At 72.9% G+C, this 16,497-nt stretch carries 12 protein-coding genes; 8 read left to right on the forward strand and 4 right to left on the reverse strand.

Annotation, left to right across the window (positions count from 1 at the left end):
* The first annotated feature begins 44 nt into the window (after nt 1–44).
* The 5 genes from ACQEVB_RS06480 (at nt 45) to ACQEVB_RS06500 (ending at nt 5,219) form a co-directional block, all read left to right on the forward strand.
* Nucleotides 45–494, forward strand: a complete 450-nt coding sequence (locus ACQEVB_RS06480; protein WP_432966432.1) for an FxsA family protein — start codon at nt 45–47, stop codon at nt 492–494.
* A gap of 186 nt (nt 495–680) precedes the next feature.
* The gene (locus ACQEVB_RS06485; RefSeq protein ID WP_432966434.1) at nt 681–1,871 is read left to right on the forward strand and encodes an AAA family ATPase; all 1,191 of its coding nucleotides are present in this window, start codon (nt 681–683) and stop codon (nt 1,869–1,871) included.
* Nucleotides 1,872–2,024: 153 nt separating this feature from the next.
* Nucleotides 2,025–2,342 carry a GroES family chaperonin gene (locus tag ACQEVB_RS06490; RefSeq protein ID WP_432966436.1) on the forward strand — a complete coding sequence of 106 codons (318 nt, stop codon included), beginning with the start codon at nt 2,025–2,027 and terminating at the stop codon, nt 2,340–2,342.
* Between the two features lie 49 nt (nt 2,343–2,391).
* Nucleotides 2,392–4,719: a VanW family protein gene (locus ACQEVB_RS06495; protein ID WP_432966438.1), complete on the forward strand. Its 2,328-nt coding sequence runs from the start codon at nt 2,392–2,394 to the stop codon at nt 4,717–4,719.
* A gap of 74 nt (nt 4,720–4,793) precedes the next feature.
* The gene (locus ACQEVB_RS06500; RefSeq protein ID WP_432966440.1) at nt 4,794–5,219 is read left to right on the forward strand and encodes a CBS domain-containing protein; all 426 of its coding nucleotides are present in this window, start codon (nt 4,794–4,796) and stop codon (nt 5,217–5,219) included.
* A 74-nt stretch (nt 5,220–5,293) separates the two neighbouring features.
* Here ACQEVB_RS06500 and ACQEVB_RS06505 read toward each other — a convergent pair whose 3' ends face one another.
* Nucleotides 5,294–7,126 carry an acyl-CoA dehydrogenase gene (locus ACQEVB_RS06505; RefSeq protein WP_432966442.1) on the reverse strand — a complete coding sequence of 611 codons (1,833 nt, stop codon included), beginning with the start codon at nt 7,124–7,126 and terminating at the stop codon, nt 5,294–5,296.
* A 204-nt stretch (nt 7,127–7,330) separates the two neighbouring features.
* Between ACQEVB_RS06505 and ACQEVB_RS06510 the strand changes: the two genes are divergently transcribed.
* From ACQEVB_RS06510 to ACQEVB_RS06520, 3 genes are all read left to right on the forward strand, one after another.
* Nucleotides 7,331–8,284 (forward strand): peptidoglycan recognition protein family protein, encoded by a 954-nt coding sequence (locus ACQEVB_RS06510; RefSeq protein ID WP_432966444.1) that lies wholly within the window; start codon nt 7,331–7,333, stop codon nt 8,282–8,284.
* Between the two features lie 28 nt (nt 8,285–8,312).
* A complete protein-coding gene (locus tag ACQEVB_RS06515; RefSeq protein ID WP_432966446.1) occupies nt 8,313–9,089 on the forward strand; it encodes an isocitrate lyase/PEP mutase family protein in 777 nt (258 codons plus the stop codon).
* 86 nt (nt 9,090–9,175) lie between these two features.
* Nucleotides 9,176–11,701: a LuxR C-terminal-related transcriptional regulator gene (locus ACQEVB_RS06520; RefSeq protein WP_432966448.1), complete on the forward strand. Its 2,526-nt coding sequence runs from the start codon at nt 9,176–9,178 to the stop codon at nt 11,699–11,701.
* A gap of 231 nt (nt 11,702–11,932) precedes the next feature.
* Here ACQEVB_RS06520 and ACQEVB_RS06525 read toward each other — a convergent pair whose 3' ends face one another.
* The 3 genes from ACQEVB_RS06525 to ACQEVB_RS06535 form a co-directional block, all read right to left on the reverse strand.
* A complete protein-coding gene (locus ACQEVB_RS06525) occupies nt 11,933–13,420 on the reverse strand; it encodes a dynamin family protein (RefSeq protein ID WP_432966450.1) in 1,488 nt (495 codons plus the stop codon).
* A complete protein-coding gene (locus ACQEVB_RS06530) occupies nt 13,417–15,252 on the reverse strand; it encodes a dynamin family protein (protein WP_432966452.1) in 1,836 nt (611 codons plus the stop codon). The genes ACQEVB_RS06525 and ACQEVB_RS06530 overlap by 4 nt, the downstream gene beginning before the upstream one ends.
* A gap of 120 nt (nt 15,253–15,372) precedes the next feature.
* Nucleotides 15,373–16,182, reverse strand: coding sequence for an IniB N-terminal domain-containing protein (locus ACQEVB_RS06535; protein WP_432966454.1), 810 nt, complete (start codon nt 16,180–16,182; stop codon nt 15,373–15,375).
* Between the last annotated feature and the right edge of the window lie 315 nt (nt 16,183–16,497).

Below are 16,497 nucleotides of genomic sequence, written 5' to 3' on the forward strand. Positions count from 1 at the left end.
CGCCCCGGCGGGAGCGATCGGCGCACCTCGTTCGTTGAGGGGGCATGCCGTTCGTCCTGCTCTACCTCGTCGTCGAGATCCTCGCGCTGGTCGCGCTGGGTTCGGTGATCGGCGTCGGCTGGACGCTGCTGGTGCTGCTGGCCGGCGCGGTGGTCGGCGCATGGCTGGCCCGCCGCGAAGGCGTCCGGGCGGCCCAGGCGCTCGCCGAGGCCGTCGCCAGCCGCCGCGTCGCGCACGCCGAGCTCACCGACGGCCTGCTCGTCGCGGCCGCCGGGCTGCTGTTCATCGTTCCCGGCCTGGTCACCGATCTGGCCGGCCTGCTGCTCTTGCTGCCGCCCACCCGCGCGCTCGTGCGGCGCCGTCTGGTGCGCGCCGCGGAGGAGCGGGCGCCCGTGCTGCGCACGGCGCGCATCCGCGAGGGCAGCACGGTCGTCGACGGCGAGGTGGTCGACGGGGCGCCCGTCGTCGAGGGCGAGATCGTCCCCCGCTCCTGAGCGCTCTATCGCGATCTCTAGAACGACACCGAGAGAGCCCGATATCCGGCGATGCCGGTCGATCGGGCTCTCTTGCCGTTTCTAGCACTGCTGCAAGATCACCGGATACTGCCCGATCCGCGACACGCCATCGCACTCGATAGCCGCTTCTACGGTTCGATCAAGAAACGCCGATACCGTCGGATCGTGGACCCCGTGCGCAACCCGTTCGCCCCGGGCGCCGGCCAGCGCCCGCCGGAGCTCGCCGGACGCGACAAGGAGCTCGACGCGTTCGAGATCGTCCTGGAACGGGTCGCCCGCGGCCGCCCCGAACGCAGCCTGGTGCTCACCGGCCTGCGCGGTGTCGGCAAGACGGTGCTCCTCGGCGAGCTGCGGTCCATGGCCCAGCACGCCGGCTGGGGCGCCGGCAAGGTCGAGGCCCGGCCCGACGCCGACCTGCGCCGGCCGCTCTCGGCCGCGCTGCACCGCGCGATCCGCGACCTCGCCGTGCGGCACCCGCACGCCGACCGCGTCGACGAGGTGCTGGGTGTGCTGAAGGCGTTCGCGCTGCGCTCCGCCCCGTCCGACGCGAAGCTGCGCGACCGCTGGCAGCCCGGCATCGACGTGCCCGTCCGCAACGGCCGCGCCGACTCCGGCGACATCGAGATCGACCTCGTCGAGCTGTTCACCGAGGTCGCCGCGCTCGCCGCCGACGTCGAGACCGGTGTCGCCGTGCTCATCGACGAGATGCAGGACCTGCGCCCGGGCGACGTCTCGGCGCTCTGCGCCGCCTGCCACGAGCTCTCCCAGTCGCGGGCGCCGCTCGTCGTCGTCGGCGCCGGGCTGCCGCACCTGCCGGCCGTGCTGTCCGCATCCAAGTCGTACTCGGAGCGGCTGTTCAAGTACGTGCGCATCGGCCAGCTCGACCGCGCCGATGCCGACTTCGCCCTCCTCGCCCCCGCCGAGCGGGAGGACGCCACGTTCTCCCCCGAGGCGCTCGACGCCCTCTTCGAGGCCTCCAGCGGCTACCCATACTTCGTGCAGGCGTACGGGAAGGCCGCGTGGGACGCCGCGCCCCGCAACCCCATCGACGCCCTCGACGTCAAGGTCGCCGCGCCCGAGGCCGAGACCGAGCTGGCCGTCGGCTTCTTCGGCTCCCGCTACGAGCGGGCCACCCCCGCGGAGCGGGAGTACCTGCGGGCCATGGCCGAGCTCGCCGACGGCCGCGACGAGCCGGTGGCCACCGCCGACATCGCCGACCACCTCGCCCGGCGCGCCTCCTCCCTTTCGCCCGCGCGCGACAGCCTCCTCAAGAAGGGGCTCGTCTTCTCCGCGCAGCGCGGCCAGATCGCGTTCACCGTCCCGCACTTCGGGCGGTACTTGCTCAACCAGGCCTGATGCTCCGAACGAGTGAATCTGGCGCAAACCGGGAACTGAGGTAACACGGACCGTCCGCGTTTCGAATTCCATGTCAGCCCCGCGGTGCTGTCGGACCCCCGACCTGGCAGCCCCGCGGGGCTGTTTCGTACCCGTGGCCGTAGCATCCTTCGGGTGCAGGACCCGAAACTCGAGATCCAGATGCTGCACGACCGGGTCATGGTGAAGGCCGACGGGAACGGTGAGCGGCGCAGCACCGCGGGCATCGTGATACCCGCGACCGCCGAGGTGGCCAAGCGTCTGGTCTGGGGCGAGGTGTTCGGCGTGGGCAACCACGTGCGCACGGTCAAGGTCGGTGATCGCGTGCTGTTCGCGCGCGACGACCAGTACGAGGTCGAGGTGCAGGGCGCGAGCTACCTGGTGCTGCGCGAGCGTGAGCTGCACGCCGTCGCCACCGAGCGCACAGAGCACGGCACCGGCCTCTACCTGTGACCACGCGACCGTCGGGCACGGCCTGAGAAGCTGAGGGGAACCAGACGTCATGCCCGAGCGGCAGGCAACGCCCGGCGACACGACCGCGGGAGAGCGGGAGGCGCCCGACCTCGACGGGCCCACCGTCGAAGCCCCGCAGGATGCGCCTGCCGCGCCGTCGCCGGGTCGGGCGGACGGCCCGCCGGCACCCCGCCCTCGTCCCGCACCGAGCGGCCCCACGGACAACGACGACTTCGAGGTGCCGCACCCGCTGGCGCCTCAGCCCCGTCCCGGCACCGGCCCCATCCCCGCGCCGGCGGCTCCGGCGAACGGCGCGTCGAAGACCCCGGACGCTGCTGACGGCCAGTCGGGGGAGCCCGCCGGTGACGCCGCCCCGGCCGAGGAACGGCGCGACGTCCAGAACGGCGCGCAGCAGCCCTCCGGCACCGAGCAGACGGTGGTGCTGCGGCCCGGCCCGGCAAGCGCGTGGTTCGAGCCGTGGGCCGACGACCCGACGCAGGCCTTGCCGTTGACGGCCGCCGCTCCGCCGGCCGACGAGGGTCCCACGCGGCCCAGCGCGCTGCCCGGCCCGCCGAACCAGGCCCCGATCTCGCAGGCCATGGCCTCCGTCGACCCGATCACCGAGCGACTCCCGGTGACCCAGGCCCAGGAACAGCCGCCCACGCAGCTGCCCCCGTCGGCCGGGACGGACGGCGACCGGCCCCGCCGGCGCGGCCGGAAGATCCTGCTGACCGTGGCCGCGCTCGTCGTGCTGGCCGGTCTCGCCTACGGCGGGGACGTGCTGCTCAGCCAGGGCACGATCCCCCGCGGCGTGACGGTCGCGGGCGTGTCCGTCGGCGGGCTCGAGCCGGCCGCGGCCGAGCAGAAGCTGCGCGCGGCGATCGAGCCGCGCGCGAGCAAGCCCGTGCAGGTGCGTCTCGACGAGGCGACGAGCACGCTCGACCCGAAGGCTGCCGGTCTCGCCGTCGACTGGCCGGCCACGATGGCCGCCGCCGGCGAGCAGCCGCTCAACCCGATCACGCGCCTGACCTCGCTGTTCCAGTCGCGCGACGTCGACGTCGTGTCGACCGTCGACGCACCCCGGCTCGACGCCGCGCTCACCGAGCTGGAGCCGATCGTGAACCGGCCCGCGAGCGAGGGCAACGTGCGGTTCGACGGGCTCACCCCGGTCGCGGTCGCCCCGGCGCCCGGCCAGGAGCTGGACATCGCGGCCGCGGCCGCCGTCGTCCGTCGCGACTGGGTGTCCGGCACCACGATCCAGCTGCCGCTCGCCACGATCCCGCCGGTGACGAGCCCGCAGAGCGTCGAGAAGGCGATCGCGAGCGTCGCCCGGCCGGCGGTCGCGGCACCGTTCACGGTGACGGGCGAGGGCGGCACCTCGATCACCCTCACCCCGCAGCAGATCGCCACCGTGCTGGTGTTCAAGCCGGGCCCGGCCGGCGACCTGATCGGCGAGGTCAACCCGGCGGCGCTGGAGCAGGTCGCGGCCCCGGCGTTCGCGCCGTCGGAGAGGCCCGGCCGGGACGCGACGATCGACTTCGCCACCGGCGCACCCGTCGTCGTGCCCTCCCAGGACGGGCGCGGCGTCGACTACGCGGCCACCGCGGCGGCCATGGGCCCACCGCTGATCGGCACGGCCGGACGGCAGGTCGCGGCCGTCTACGCGGAGAAGCCCGCCGCAATGACGACGGAGAAGCTGAAGGAGCTCGGCATCACCGGGCTGGTCAGCGAGTTCACCACCCGCGGGTTCGCCGCCGACTCCGGGCAGAACATCAAGCGGGCCGCCGAGCAGGTCAACGGCACCGTGGTGCAGCCGGGAGAGACGTTCAGCCTGAACGCCCGGACCAACCCGCGGGACGCGACCAACGGTTACGTCGAGGCCGGCATCATCGAGGACGGGCACCCGTCGCGGGGCATCGGCGGCGGCGTGTCGCAGGTCGCGACCACGCTGTACAACGCGGCGTACTTCGCCGGGCTCACGCTGGTGGAGCACAAGGAGCACAGCTTCTACATCAGCCGCTACCCCCCGGGCCGCGAGGCGACGGTGTTCGACAACATCATCGACCTCAAGTTCCGCAACGACACCCCGACCGCGATCATGATCCAGACGGTGTGGACGCCGTCGTCGATCACGGTGCGGATGCTCGGAACGAAGTACTACGAGGTCACCTCGGCCACCGGGCCGCGGACCCTGCCCACCGAGCCGAAGACGGTCACCATCCCGAGCGGGGAGCCGTGCTCGCCCAGCAAGGGCGCGCCCGGGTTCACCGTGACCGACACCCGCACGCTGCGGAACCTCAAGACAGGCGAGGTGCGCACCGACCCCACGCGCACCGTGCGGTACAACCCGTCCCCGATCGTGGAGTGCGGTAGCTGACCCCAGCACTTTCGCGACGGACGTCACGTTCGTACCCTCGGAACTCATCGACGTCGACGAGATCGGGGACGCGCATGCGGATCGCGGACGTGTTGAAGGGCAAGGGCAGCGACGTGGCGACCGTGTCGCCCAGCACGACGGTGGCCGAACTGCTGGCGCTGCTCGCCGAGCACAACATCGGCGCGGTCCCCGTCGTGGACGGGGACACCGTCGTCGGCATCGTGTCCGAGCGCGACATCGTCCGCCGGCTGCACACCGACAGCACCGGCCTGCTGGAGACCGTCACGTCGGAGATCATGAGCACGCACGTCACCACGTGTGCGCCGGAGGACCGCGTGGCCGACCTGGCCAAGGTCATGACCGAGCGCCGGTTCCGGCACCTGCCCGTGGTGGTCGACGGACGGCTCGTCGGGATCGTCAGCATCGGCGACCTGGTGAAGGCCCGCATCGACCTGCTCGAGAGCGAGACGGAGCAGCTGCAGAGCTACATCGCCGGGTAGGACGTCACACAGCGCGCGGCCCCCTCACACAAGTCAGAACGTGTGTGAGGGGGCCGCGCGCTGTGTGAGGTGGGTCAGAAACCGGCCTCGTCGAGCTCCATGAGGCTGTTGTCGGCGTTCTCGATGATCGTCCTCTGCGGGGTGAGCAGCGGCAGCTGCGTCTTGGCGAAGAAGCGGGCGACCGCGACCTTGCCCTCGTAGAAGGCCTTGTCCTTGGCCGTCACCTCGCCGCCCAACGCGGCGAGGGCGATCTCGGCCTGGCGCAGCAGCAGCCAGCCGATGAGCAGGTCGCCGACGGCCATCAGCAGGCGGACGGTGTGCTGGCCGACCTTGTAGATGCTCGCCGGCTCCTCGACGGACTTCATCAGGTAGCCGGTCAGCGCACCGAGCATGCCCTGAACGTCGGCCAGTGCGGTGCCGAGCAGTGCCCGCTCCTCCTTGAGCCGGCCGTTGCCCGACTCGGCCGCGAGGAACTGCTGGATCTCCCCGGCCACGTGCCCGAGCGCCTGGCCGTTGTCGCGGACGATCTTGCGGAACAGGAAGTCGAGCGACTGGATCGCGGTGGTGCCCTCGTACAGCGAGTCGATCTTGGCGTCGCGGATGTACTGCTCGATGGGGTAGTCCTGCAGGAAGCCCGAGCCGCCCAGCACCTGCAGCGACTGCACGAGCTGCTCGGTGGCGCGCTCCGACCCGACGCCCTTGACGATCGGCAGCAGCAGGTCGTTGACCTTCTCCGCGAGCGTGCCGTCGGCACCGGTCTCGGCGGCGACGCGGATCTCGTCCTGGAACGACGACGTGTAGATGTACAGCGCGCGCAGACCCTCGGCGTAGGCCTTGTTCTGCATCAGCAGCCGGCGCACGTCGGGGTGGTGGGTGATCGTCACGCGCGGGGCCGACTTGTCGAGCATCTGCGGCAGGTCGGCGCCCTGCACGCGCTCCTTGGCGTACTCCAGCGCGTTCAGGTAGCCGGTGGAGAGGGTTCCGATGGCCTTCGTGCCGACCAGCATGCGCGCGTGCTCGATCACCTGGAACATCTGCGCGATGCCGTCGTGCACCTCGCCGAGCAGCCAGCCGACCGCCGGGACGCCGTGCTGGCCGAACGTCAGCTCGCACGTGGTGGACGCCTTCAGACCCATCTTGTGCTCGACGTTGGTGACGAAGGCGCCGTTGCGCTCGCCGAGCTCGCCCGTCTCAGTGTCGAAGTGGAACTTGGGCACGAGGAACAGCGACAGGCCCTTGGTGCCTTCGCGCGCGCCCTCGGGGCGGGCCAGCACCAGGTGCATGATGTTCTCGGTCATGTCCTGCTCGGCCGAGGTGATGAAGCGCTTGACGCCGTCGATGTGCCAGGTGCCGTCGGCCTGCTGCACGGCCTTGGTGCGGCCGGCGCCGACGTCGGAGCCCGCGTCGGGCTCGGTGAGCACCATCGTGGCGCCCCAGCCGCGCTCGATCATGATCTCGGCCCAGCGCTTCTGCTCGTCCGTGCCGTTGCGGTGCACGACGGTCGCGAAGTTCGGGCCGGCCATGTACATGAACGCGGCGGGGTTGGAGCCGAGGATCAGCTCGGCGGCGGCCCACTGGATGGTGGGCGGGATGCCGTAGCCGCCCAGCTCCTCGGGCAGGCCGAGGCGCCACCACTCGCCGTCGATGAGCGCCTTGTACGCCTTCTTCATCGACTCCGGCATCGTCACGGAGAAGGTCTTCGGGTCGTAGACCGGCGGGTTGCGGTCGGCGTCGGCGAACGACTCGGCCAGCGGCCCGACCGCCAGGGCGTTCAGTTCGCGCAAGGTGTCGCGCGCGCCGTCGACGTCGAGGTTGTCGAACGGGGCCGAGCCCAGCCGCTCCTGCACGCGGAAGACCTCGAAGAGGTTGAACTCGATGTCGCGCAGGTTGCTCTTGAAGTGGCCCATGGCCCGTCGCTCCTCACCACATGTGGCTACTCGTCGGTAACCCCATCATATTACCGAGCGGTAACCGCGACAAGCAGCGACCGGTAGTCGCACGTCACCGGTCGGGGGATCACACGTTCGGGCCCTCCCGTTGTGCGGTATCGAGCCCGTGACGCATGGTGCCGATGAGCACAGTGGGACTGATGGGACGATGGAGGCGGCGGGATGGCGCGTGCCGGGATTCCGCGGCGCCACCTCCTCGCGGGCGGCCTCGTCCTCGCGGGCGGTGCCGCGCTGATCGGCCCGGGCACCGCCGAGGCCGCACCGCCGATCCTCGACTGCGCCGCCTGGGGCGCCCGGCCACCCAGCGAACCCGTGAAGATCTGGGACCAGCGACCCGTCAAGATCCTCGTCCACCACACCGCCACCCCGAACGTCGTGGACTTCAGCGCCGCCGCGGCCGTCGCGCTCGCCGTCGCCATCCAGAAGTTCCACATGGACGGGCGCGGTTGGCTCGACACTGGCCAGCACTTCACGATCAGCCGCGGCGGCGTCGTCCTGGAGGGCCGGCACCGCAGCCTGGAGATCCTGCGCGGCGGGCGGCAGCAGGTCGAGGGGGCGCACTGCACCGGCCAGAACGTCGTCGCCATCGGCATCGAGAACGAGGGGATCTACACGGACATCGCCCCGCCGAAAGCGCTGTGGGACCGGCTGCGCGAGACCTGCGCCTACATCTGCAGCCAGTACGGCATCCCGCCGACCGAGCTCTACGGTCACCGCGACTTCAAGGACACCGCGTGCCCGGGCGACAATCTCTACGGATCGCTCCCCCGGCTGCGCAGCGAGGTCGCCGGGCTGCTGGGCCGGCGCATCGACGCCGTCGAGAGCGCGCCACCGCGCTGGCCGCTGCTGCGCACCGGCGACGTCGGACCCGCCGTGCGCGCGGCGCAGCAGCTGCTCCACGTGCCCGTCGACGGCGCGTACTCCCCGCAGACCGCCGACGCCGTGCGGCTCTTCCAGATCGCGCACCGCACCGAGGAGGTCAACGGCATCCTCGGCGGGGAGACCTGGCCGCTGCTCGTGGCGGGGGCGTCCAACGGGCCTGCGGTGCTGGCGGCGGCCGGCATCACCCCGCCGGACCCGTCGGCGACGGACCCGGCCGCAACTGGGCGGCGGTGACCGGCCGGCGGGGGGCATGCTGGGCGCCATGACCGACGTCGCGGCCAAGGCCGCTGAGCTCCTCCGCCTGCACACCGATCCCGAGCTGCTGACCGTCGTGAACGTGTGGGACGCGATCACCGCGAAGGTGGTGGCCAGCACCCCGGGCACGAAGGCGCTGGCCACGGCCAGCCACAGCATCGCCGCGAGCCACGGCTACCCCGACGGCGAGGCGATCCCGCGCGACCTCATGATCGAGGCGGTGGGGCTGATCGCACGGTCCGTGGACCTGCCCGTCTCGGCCGATCTCGAGGGCGGCTACGGCGACGCGGGCGGCACGATCGCGCGGGCGATCGACGTCGGGATCGTCGGGGCGAACCTCGAGGACCAGATGAAGCCGCTCGCGGACTCGGTCCGGGCCGTCGAGGCGGCAGTGGCGGCTGGGGAGAAGGCCGGCATCCCGTTCGTGCTCAACGCCCGCACCGACGCCTTCCTGAGGGCGGGCGACCGCGACCGCGAGGAGGTGCTGGCGGACGCGATCGAGCGCGGCCGCGCCTACCTCGGCGCGGGCGCGGCGTGCTTCTTCGTGCCGGGCCGGCTCGACGAGACGACGGTCGGGCGGATCGTCGAGGCCCTCGGCGAGCAGCGGATCAGCATCATCGGGGCACCCGGGTCCATCCCGCTGTCGACGGCCCAGCGGCTCGGCGTGGCGCGCGTGTCGTACGGGCCGTTCAGCCAGAACGTGGCGCTCACCGCGCTGCAGAAGCTGGTCGAGGACGTGCACGGGGGCGGCGGACTCCCCGCCGACATGCGCTTCCTCAACTGAACGTGACGACCCCGACGGGCGGCGTTCTGCGACCTCGGTAGCCTGACGGGAGAGCCAGACTCCGCAGCCGGGGGGAAACACGCGTCGTGACGACACGGGCGTCGGCGGCAGGCGGGTTCCGGCAGGGGGCCGCCGACCCTGGACCACCGGGTGTCGACGGGTCGCCGCCGGCCCTGCGTGCCGTACGGGACATCGCCGCTGCGCCCGAGTCCGTGCGACGGTTGGACGTCGTCGGGCCGGGCGGACACGGCAAGACCGTGCTGCTCGACGCGCTGGCCACGGCGTTCCGCGCCGCCGGGATCACCGTGCGCGCCGACCTGCCGTCGGACGGGCTGGACGCCGCGGAGGCCCTGCTCGTCGACGACGCCCACCTGCTCGACCCCGCGGTCCTGGCGGATCTGCGGCGGCTGGCCGGCCTGCCCGGCGGGTGGCTCGTGGTGGCCCACCGGCCGTGGCCGCGCTCGCCGGAGCTGGCCGCGCTGGGTGCGGTGCTCGCCGCCCGGCGCGCACCGGTCGTGCTGGGGCCGCTCGACGCGACCGGGGTCGCCGTGCGCGCCGAGCGGCTGCTGGGCCGGCGGATCGAGGACCGGGCCGTCGCCGCCGTCCTCGACCGGACAGGCGGGGTACCGCTGCTGGTCGACCGGTTGCTGACCGCGACCGACGGTGAGGCAGGGCTGGTCGCGCAGCTGGGATACACGCTGGCTGCGCAGCCGCCGGCCGTGAACGAGCTGCTGCTGCACCTCGCCGCCGGAGCCCCGCTGGATGCGGACCTGCTCGGACTCGGATCCGCCACCGAGCTGGACGAGCGGGTGGAAGCAGCGGTCGCCGCCGGTCTGCTGGGCGCGGACGGGCGGGCCATCCCGATCGTGTCCGCCGCGGTGCTCGCCCGCACCCCGCCCGCCACCCGGACGGCGGTGCGCCGCGCACTGGCCGAGCGTGCACTGGACCGCGGCGGCGACGTCGTCGTCGCGGCTCGGGGGTTGCTCGGCAGCGGCGCGGCCGGCCCGCGGATGGCGGAGGTGTTCACCACGGCAGGCGACGCGCTGCTGCGCGTGGGCGCCCCGGACGCGGAGGCGATGTTCGCCGCTGCGACCGCGGCCGGGGTCCCGCCCCTGGTCGTCGCCGCGCGGCGGGCGCACGCCGCCCTCGTCCGCGGGGACGGCGACGCGGCCATCGCCGAGGCCGACCGGGTGCTGTCGGCGGCCGACCAGGTGCCGCGCGAGGACGTCGCGCTCGCGGGCACCGTGGCCGCCGCCGTACTGGCGCGGCGCGGGCTGTTGGCGCGCAGCGCCGAGCTGTACCGCTACGTCGACTCGGTGACGGGCCGCGCGTCCGCGCTGGCGGTGCCGGTGCTGGTCGGCACCGGCGGGCCGGTCGCGGCGCCGCCGTCGCCCACCGGTGCGCCGACCCTGCTCGCCGGAGCGGAGGACCTCGTCGCCGACGGCGTCCGGGAGTCGGTCACCGGCTCCCCGACGGCGGCGCTGTCGCTGCTCACCCGCGCCGCGGCGATGATGGAGTCGGACGCGCGCGCGGTGCTGCTGCCCGACCAGCCCGCCGCGCTGGCGGCGATCGTCGCGGTGCACTGCGGCGAGCTGGACGTGGCCCGGTCGGTGCTGGAGCGGGCGCTGCGGGCACGGATGGGTGGGCGCGGGGCCGCGCCACGGCACCGGCTGCTGCTCGGCTGGATCGCGCTCGCCCGCGGCGCCGTCCCGGCGGCCAAGGCGGCGGTGACGGGCGTCGGAGCCGGGTTGGAGCCGCGCGACGAGCTGCTGGCCGCAGCACTGGAGGTGGCCGTCGCACGGCGCACCGGCGACCTGGCCGCGCTGATGCCGGCGTGGGGTCGGGCGCGCGAGGCGGTCGTGCGCCACCCCGTCGACCTCTACATGCTGCACGAGCTGGGCGAGCTGGCCATCGCGGCGACCCGCCTGCGTGAACCGAGCTGGGTGGCCCCGCACCTCGACGAGGCCGACGCGCTGCTCGGCCGGCTCGGGGATCCGCCGCTGTGGGCGGCGCCGCTGCACTGGGCGCGGCTGCAGGCCGCGATCCTCGCCGAGTCGCGGGACGAGGCTGCCCGGCACGCTGCCGCCGTCGGCCGGGCGGCGGGCGGCAGCCGCTACGCCGCCGCCCTGGCCGCGGCGGCGCCGCACTGGGTGCGGATGCTCGACCACGACGTCGACGCCGAGGCCGTCGAGGTGGCGGCACGCGGGCTGCACGCCGTCGGGCTGGCGTGGGAGGGCGGGAAGCTGGCCGGGCAGGCCGCGATCCGCACCCGGGACCGCAAGGCCATGTCGGCGCTGCTGCAGACGGCGCGGGCGCTGCAGTCCAGCGTCCCCGCCCCGGACGTGGCCCCCGACGCGGAGACGCCGCCGTCCGGGCTCGCCGCCGTCACCGCACCGCCGCGCGAGCCCGCGGAGGAGCCGAGCGGGCCGCTGAGCGAGCGGGAGCGCGAGGTGGCAGCCCTGCTCGTGGACGGCAAGACGTACAAGGAGATCGGCGAGCAGCTGTTCATCTCGGCGAAGACCGTGGAGCACCACGTCGCGCGGATGCGCCAACGACTGGGCTCCACGAGCCGCGGGGAGCTGTTCGCGCAGCTGCGCCAGATCGTGCAGTAAGGCGCCGGAGCACACCGCGAGTTGGCCATCTCGGCAGCGCGAGTTGGCCCGTTCGACAGGGCGAGTTGGCCAACTCGCGCAGTCGGGACGGCCAACTCGCCCTGTCGGGACGGCCAACTCGCCCTGTCGGGACGGCCAACTCGCCCGGTCAGGACGGCCAACTCGCGCAGTCGGGACGGCCAACTCGCCCTGTCAGGACGGCCAACTCGCGCGGTCGGGTTGGACCCGACGTCAGCGCGAGATCTGCGCCAGGATCCCCTCGCAGCTGCGCACCACAAGGCGCGACAGGTCCGACACGGCGCGGCTCGACATCGGGCTCTCCGCGCGACGGGCCCACCGCGACGCCGCGTCGAGGGCGGCCATGCGCAGCTCCTGCGGGTGCGCCGTCGGTTCGAGGCCGAGGCGGGCGAACGGGGTGCCGCCCTCGCCCCCGACCAGCCGCTCGGCCTCGGCGAGCACCTCGGCCGGCAGCACGACCGCGCCGGACCGCAGTGTCGAGAGCAGCCGCAGCTCGGCGAACTCGTGCGCACCGGACAGGATCCGCTCCACCTCGGCCGCCAGCGGCGCCGACGCCGGCCGCGGCTCCCTGGCCAGCACCAGGTCGATCGCGAGCAGCGCGGATCGCGCCTTCAGCAGGTCGCGGCGCTCGGCGAACTGGGTGGCCAGCACGGTGCGCAGGTCGTCGAGCCCGCTGCGCTTGACGAGCTCGGCGGAGATCGCGGTGGGGTCGGTCATGCCCTGCCGGATGAGCGTGGTGGCCAGCCGCACCCCGAACAGCCCGAACCGCTCCATCAGCTTCCCGCGCGTCTCCGCGTCGGGCAGGCCGGACCCGGCATCGAGCTCCATCGTGGAGAACCGGTCGACCGACAGCAGCATGCTGTCGATCTCGCTGCGCGGCATGCCGGCGAGCGCGGTCAGCGCGGCGAACTCGTGCTGGCGCATGGTGCGACCGGTCTCGGCGAGCAGCCCCGCGACCGCGACAACGGTCTGGCAGAGCGAGCGGATCTTCTCGTCCTGCCGGTAGCGGCGGGCGATGCGCCGGGCCGAGCTGAGCGCGTCGAGCCGGCCGACGCCGATCTCGTCGGCTCGCGAGAGCACGGCGATCGTGTTGATCGGGGTGGCCCTCGCGACGCCCTGGTCGTAGAACGACTCGAGGAAGTCCAGGTCGGTCGCGTGCAGGTGGCGCATCAGGTAGATGACGGCGTCGGCCTGGCTCGGCGAGTCGTCGGGAGCGAGGAACGCACCGGCCCGTGCCGAGGTGTCCTTCGACAGCGACGCGATGCCGGGGGTGTCGATGAGGGTCTGCGCGCGCAGGCTCTGCGACGGCCACTGCACCTCGAGCTTGTCGATCTGCTCGACGGGGGTGTGCAGCAGGTCGAACGAGAGGCCGCCCCCGGCCCGGCTGATCGTGAGCTGCTTCGGGGCCGCGTTGCGGGGGAACATCGTGACCTTGGGGACCGACGCGTCGACGTACCAGGTGACGACGCGGGTGCACTCGCCGGCGTCGGTCGGTGCGATGGCCTCCCCGACGAGCGCGTTGAGCAGCGTCGACTTGCCGGCCTTCACCTTGCCGGCGATGGCGACGCGCAGCGGCTCGTCGAACCGGGCGAGGTGGTGCTGCAGCCAGCCGACGGCGGCCCCGCTGTCGCGGTAGGTGTCGATGGTGCGCCGGAGCAGGACGCGCACCTCGGCGCCCAGCGAGGGAGCGGGAGCGCTCATCGGGTGGTCACCGCGACGGGCTGCGGCGCGGGCAGGTTCGCGACGAGCGCCCTGGCCCGGTTCGCGAGCCCGTCGACGCGGTCGATCTCCGCACGGAGGTCGCGGATGCGCTGGTCGCGCTCCCCGGTGGTGGTCTTGAGCGCGCCCTGCGCCGCCATCACCGACGCGCTGATCGAGGTGGTCAGCTCCTCGGCGACCGCGGAGAAGTGGTCGCGCAGCTGGCGCTGGGTGCGGCGCAGCATGTCGCGCGAGTCCTTGCCCACCTGGAACGTCACCTCGTCGATGTGCTTGCGGACGGCGGTCTTCGTCTCGGCCTGGCGGCGCTCCAGGTTCCGCTTCTTCTCGTCGCGGACCGTCTTCACACCGAACAGCAGCCCGGCCGCGCCGGAGATCGGGTTGAGCATGGCGAAGCCGGCGACGGTGCTGGCCATGCCGATCATCAGCATGCCGCCGTAGCCGCCGCGCGCGCCGGTCATGAGCTTGCCGAACAGCTTGTCGTCACGGACCTCGGGCCGTTCGAGCGCGTCGACCTTGCCGGCCATGCCCTCGTCCTCGAACCGCAGTTCGGGCAGCACCACCTCGATGCTCTCCGCGAAGTGCTCCGCCACCTGGCCGGCCAGCCACCGGGCCCGCTCGTGCGCCCAGACGAAGTTCGCCGACGCGGCTGCGGCGACCTGCTGGTGGAACCACTGCGCGAACTGGTCCCAGACCTCGGCCGGGTCGGCGTCGTCGATCAGCTGCTCGGCCTCGCGGCCGATGCTGCGCAGCCGGTCGCGCAGGTCGTAGTCGATGTCGGACTGCAGGTCGGCGACCCCGTCGTTCAACGTGATCTGCCAGCGGGCCGTGTTGCGCTTCAGGTCCTCCGCGCGCTGCTTGGCCCTGTTGAGCTCGGCCATCATCGCCTCGACGCGCTCGGGGTTCTCCTGCACCGACAGCTCGGACTTCATCTGCGCCGTCAGCTGGTCGCACACCAGCAGCACGTCCTGGCTGGTGGAGCGGCGGGCGAGGTCGTCGGCAGCACCCACGACCTGGCGCAGCAGGTAGTCGATGAGCTCGCGGAACCCGGACTCGGCCATCAGCGCGTCGTCCTTCGTCTGCGCCGCGTGCAGCCGCAGCATCGACGAGACGGGGAAGATCGGCGCGTTGACGCCGGCCCGGTCGAGGTGCCCGCGGTCGAGGTCGGCGATGCGCCGCCAGTGCGGGTACAGGTCCGTCTTGGTCAGCACGCACGCCACGTTCGGGCAGAGCTTGCGCGCGGCGTCGAGGAACTCCAGCTCGGGCCGCGTGTACTCCTGCGCGGCGTCCGACACGAGCAGGACGGCGTCGGCGGTGGGGAGCGCGGACATGGTGGCCGCGCCGTGCGCCGAGCCGAGCCCGCCGACGCCCGGGGTGTCGACGAGCACCATGCCGCCCGAGAGCAGCTTGCGCGGGATCGCGATGTCCGCGTACGCCAGCTGCGCCCGGTTGCCCGGGTTGCCGGCCTCCGAGACGTACTCGGCGAGCTTGTTCAACGGGATGTCGGTGCGCTGCGGCGGCGAATCGGGCGAGGACCCCTCACGCACCAGCGCGACGGACGTCGTCTCGGCGTACCGCACGGCAGTCGGCACGGCGGTGGCGATGTCGTCGTCCACAGGGCAGACGGGCGCGTTGACCAGCGCGTTCACCAGCTGGCTCTTGCCCTGCTTGAACTCCCCGACCACCAGCACCCGGATCGCGGGATCGGCCAGCCGGCGGCGCGCCTGCTCGAGCCGGACGGCGAGGTCCGGCCGTTCATAAGCTGTGGTCGCCTTGAGCGCGAGATCGACCAGGTCGATCGCTGCCGGTACCGCCACGACGTTCCTCCCTCGTCCCGCACACGACACCGGCCCCGCCACCCCGCGGGCATAACCCGATGGGTGGCAGGGCCGGCGGTCGCATCACCCGGAGGTTACTCCGGGCCACGACGTGACCGATCAGTTGTCCACGTTGAACGAGTCGTTCACGTGCGTGTCGGTGTGCGTCGACGTGCTGTGGTCGTCGTCCACCGAGACCGCGGTCGAGTGGTCGTCGGAGTAGTGCAGGTCGCTCTCGTTGTTGAACGAGTCGTCCACGTGCGTGGTGGTCGTCGTGTTGCCCACGTCGTGCTGCGAGACGGAGTGGTCGTCGGTGCTCGCGTTGCCCGCGCCGGAGAACGCGCCACCCGCGCCGACCGAGACACCGCCACCGACCGAGCTCACGGCGCCGGAGCCGAAGCCCGTGGTGTTGTCGTCACCGGTCACGGCCTGGTTGTCGTTGCCGACGACGTTGCCGGAGCCCTGCACGTTGTGGTCGCCGACCTGGTTGTGGTCGCCCGTGGTGATCGTCGAGCCGTCGATGTCGTCGCCGGCCACCACCGCGCCGTCACCGGAGTTCGACACGTTGTGGATGTCCTGGTTGAACGTCCCACCCTCGTTGTCGATGTTCTGGTGCACCGAGTTGTCGATGCTGTGGTCGTCGATCGAGTAGTTGTTCGTGATGTAGGTGTTCAGGTAGCGGACGGCCGCCTCGTGGTCGGACTCGCCCGGGTGCGGGTGGGGGTGCGGCGGCGGCGGGACGTGGACGTGGCTGCCGCCGTGGCCGCTGTCGCGGTCGTCGGCGAGCTCGATCGCGTCCTTGACGTCCTCGGGGGAGATGTCGCCGCAGGAGGCCAGGAAGCCCTCGGGGTCCTCCTGGAACGCCGCGCGCTGGGCAGGGTCCCGCAGCAGGCTCATGATCAGGTCGATCAGCGAGGTCGAGGTGGTCATCTGGGTCAGCTCCCTGGTTGGCTTCTGTCGGCTGCCGGTCGGAGTGCTCCGGCGTTGAGTGAAAAGTAGGGCTCCCGCAGCGCCGGGCCATCGGGGATCGCCCACAGTCCTGATCCCCCGCATACGGGGATCGCCGGCGCCGAATGTAGGGGCGCCCGGGGTGCGCGCCCACCCCCCGATCGGGCAACGGGGCCGTCACCGGGCCGAACGGCGCCTGTTTCGCCCGGTCGAGCGACGCCCGACGGCCCCGACACGCACGTCAGCCCCGCCGTGGGGCGGGGCTGACGGGGTCGTGCTGGCAGTTGTGGGGCCGGC

This window comes from Pseudonocardia sp. CA-107938, assembly GCF_050936315.1.
Taxonomy (GTDB): Bacteria; Actinomycetota; Actinomycetes; order Mycobacteriales; family Pseudonocardiaceae; genus Pseudonocardia.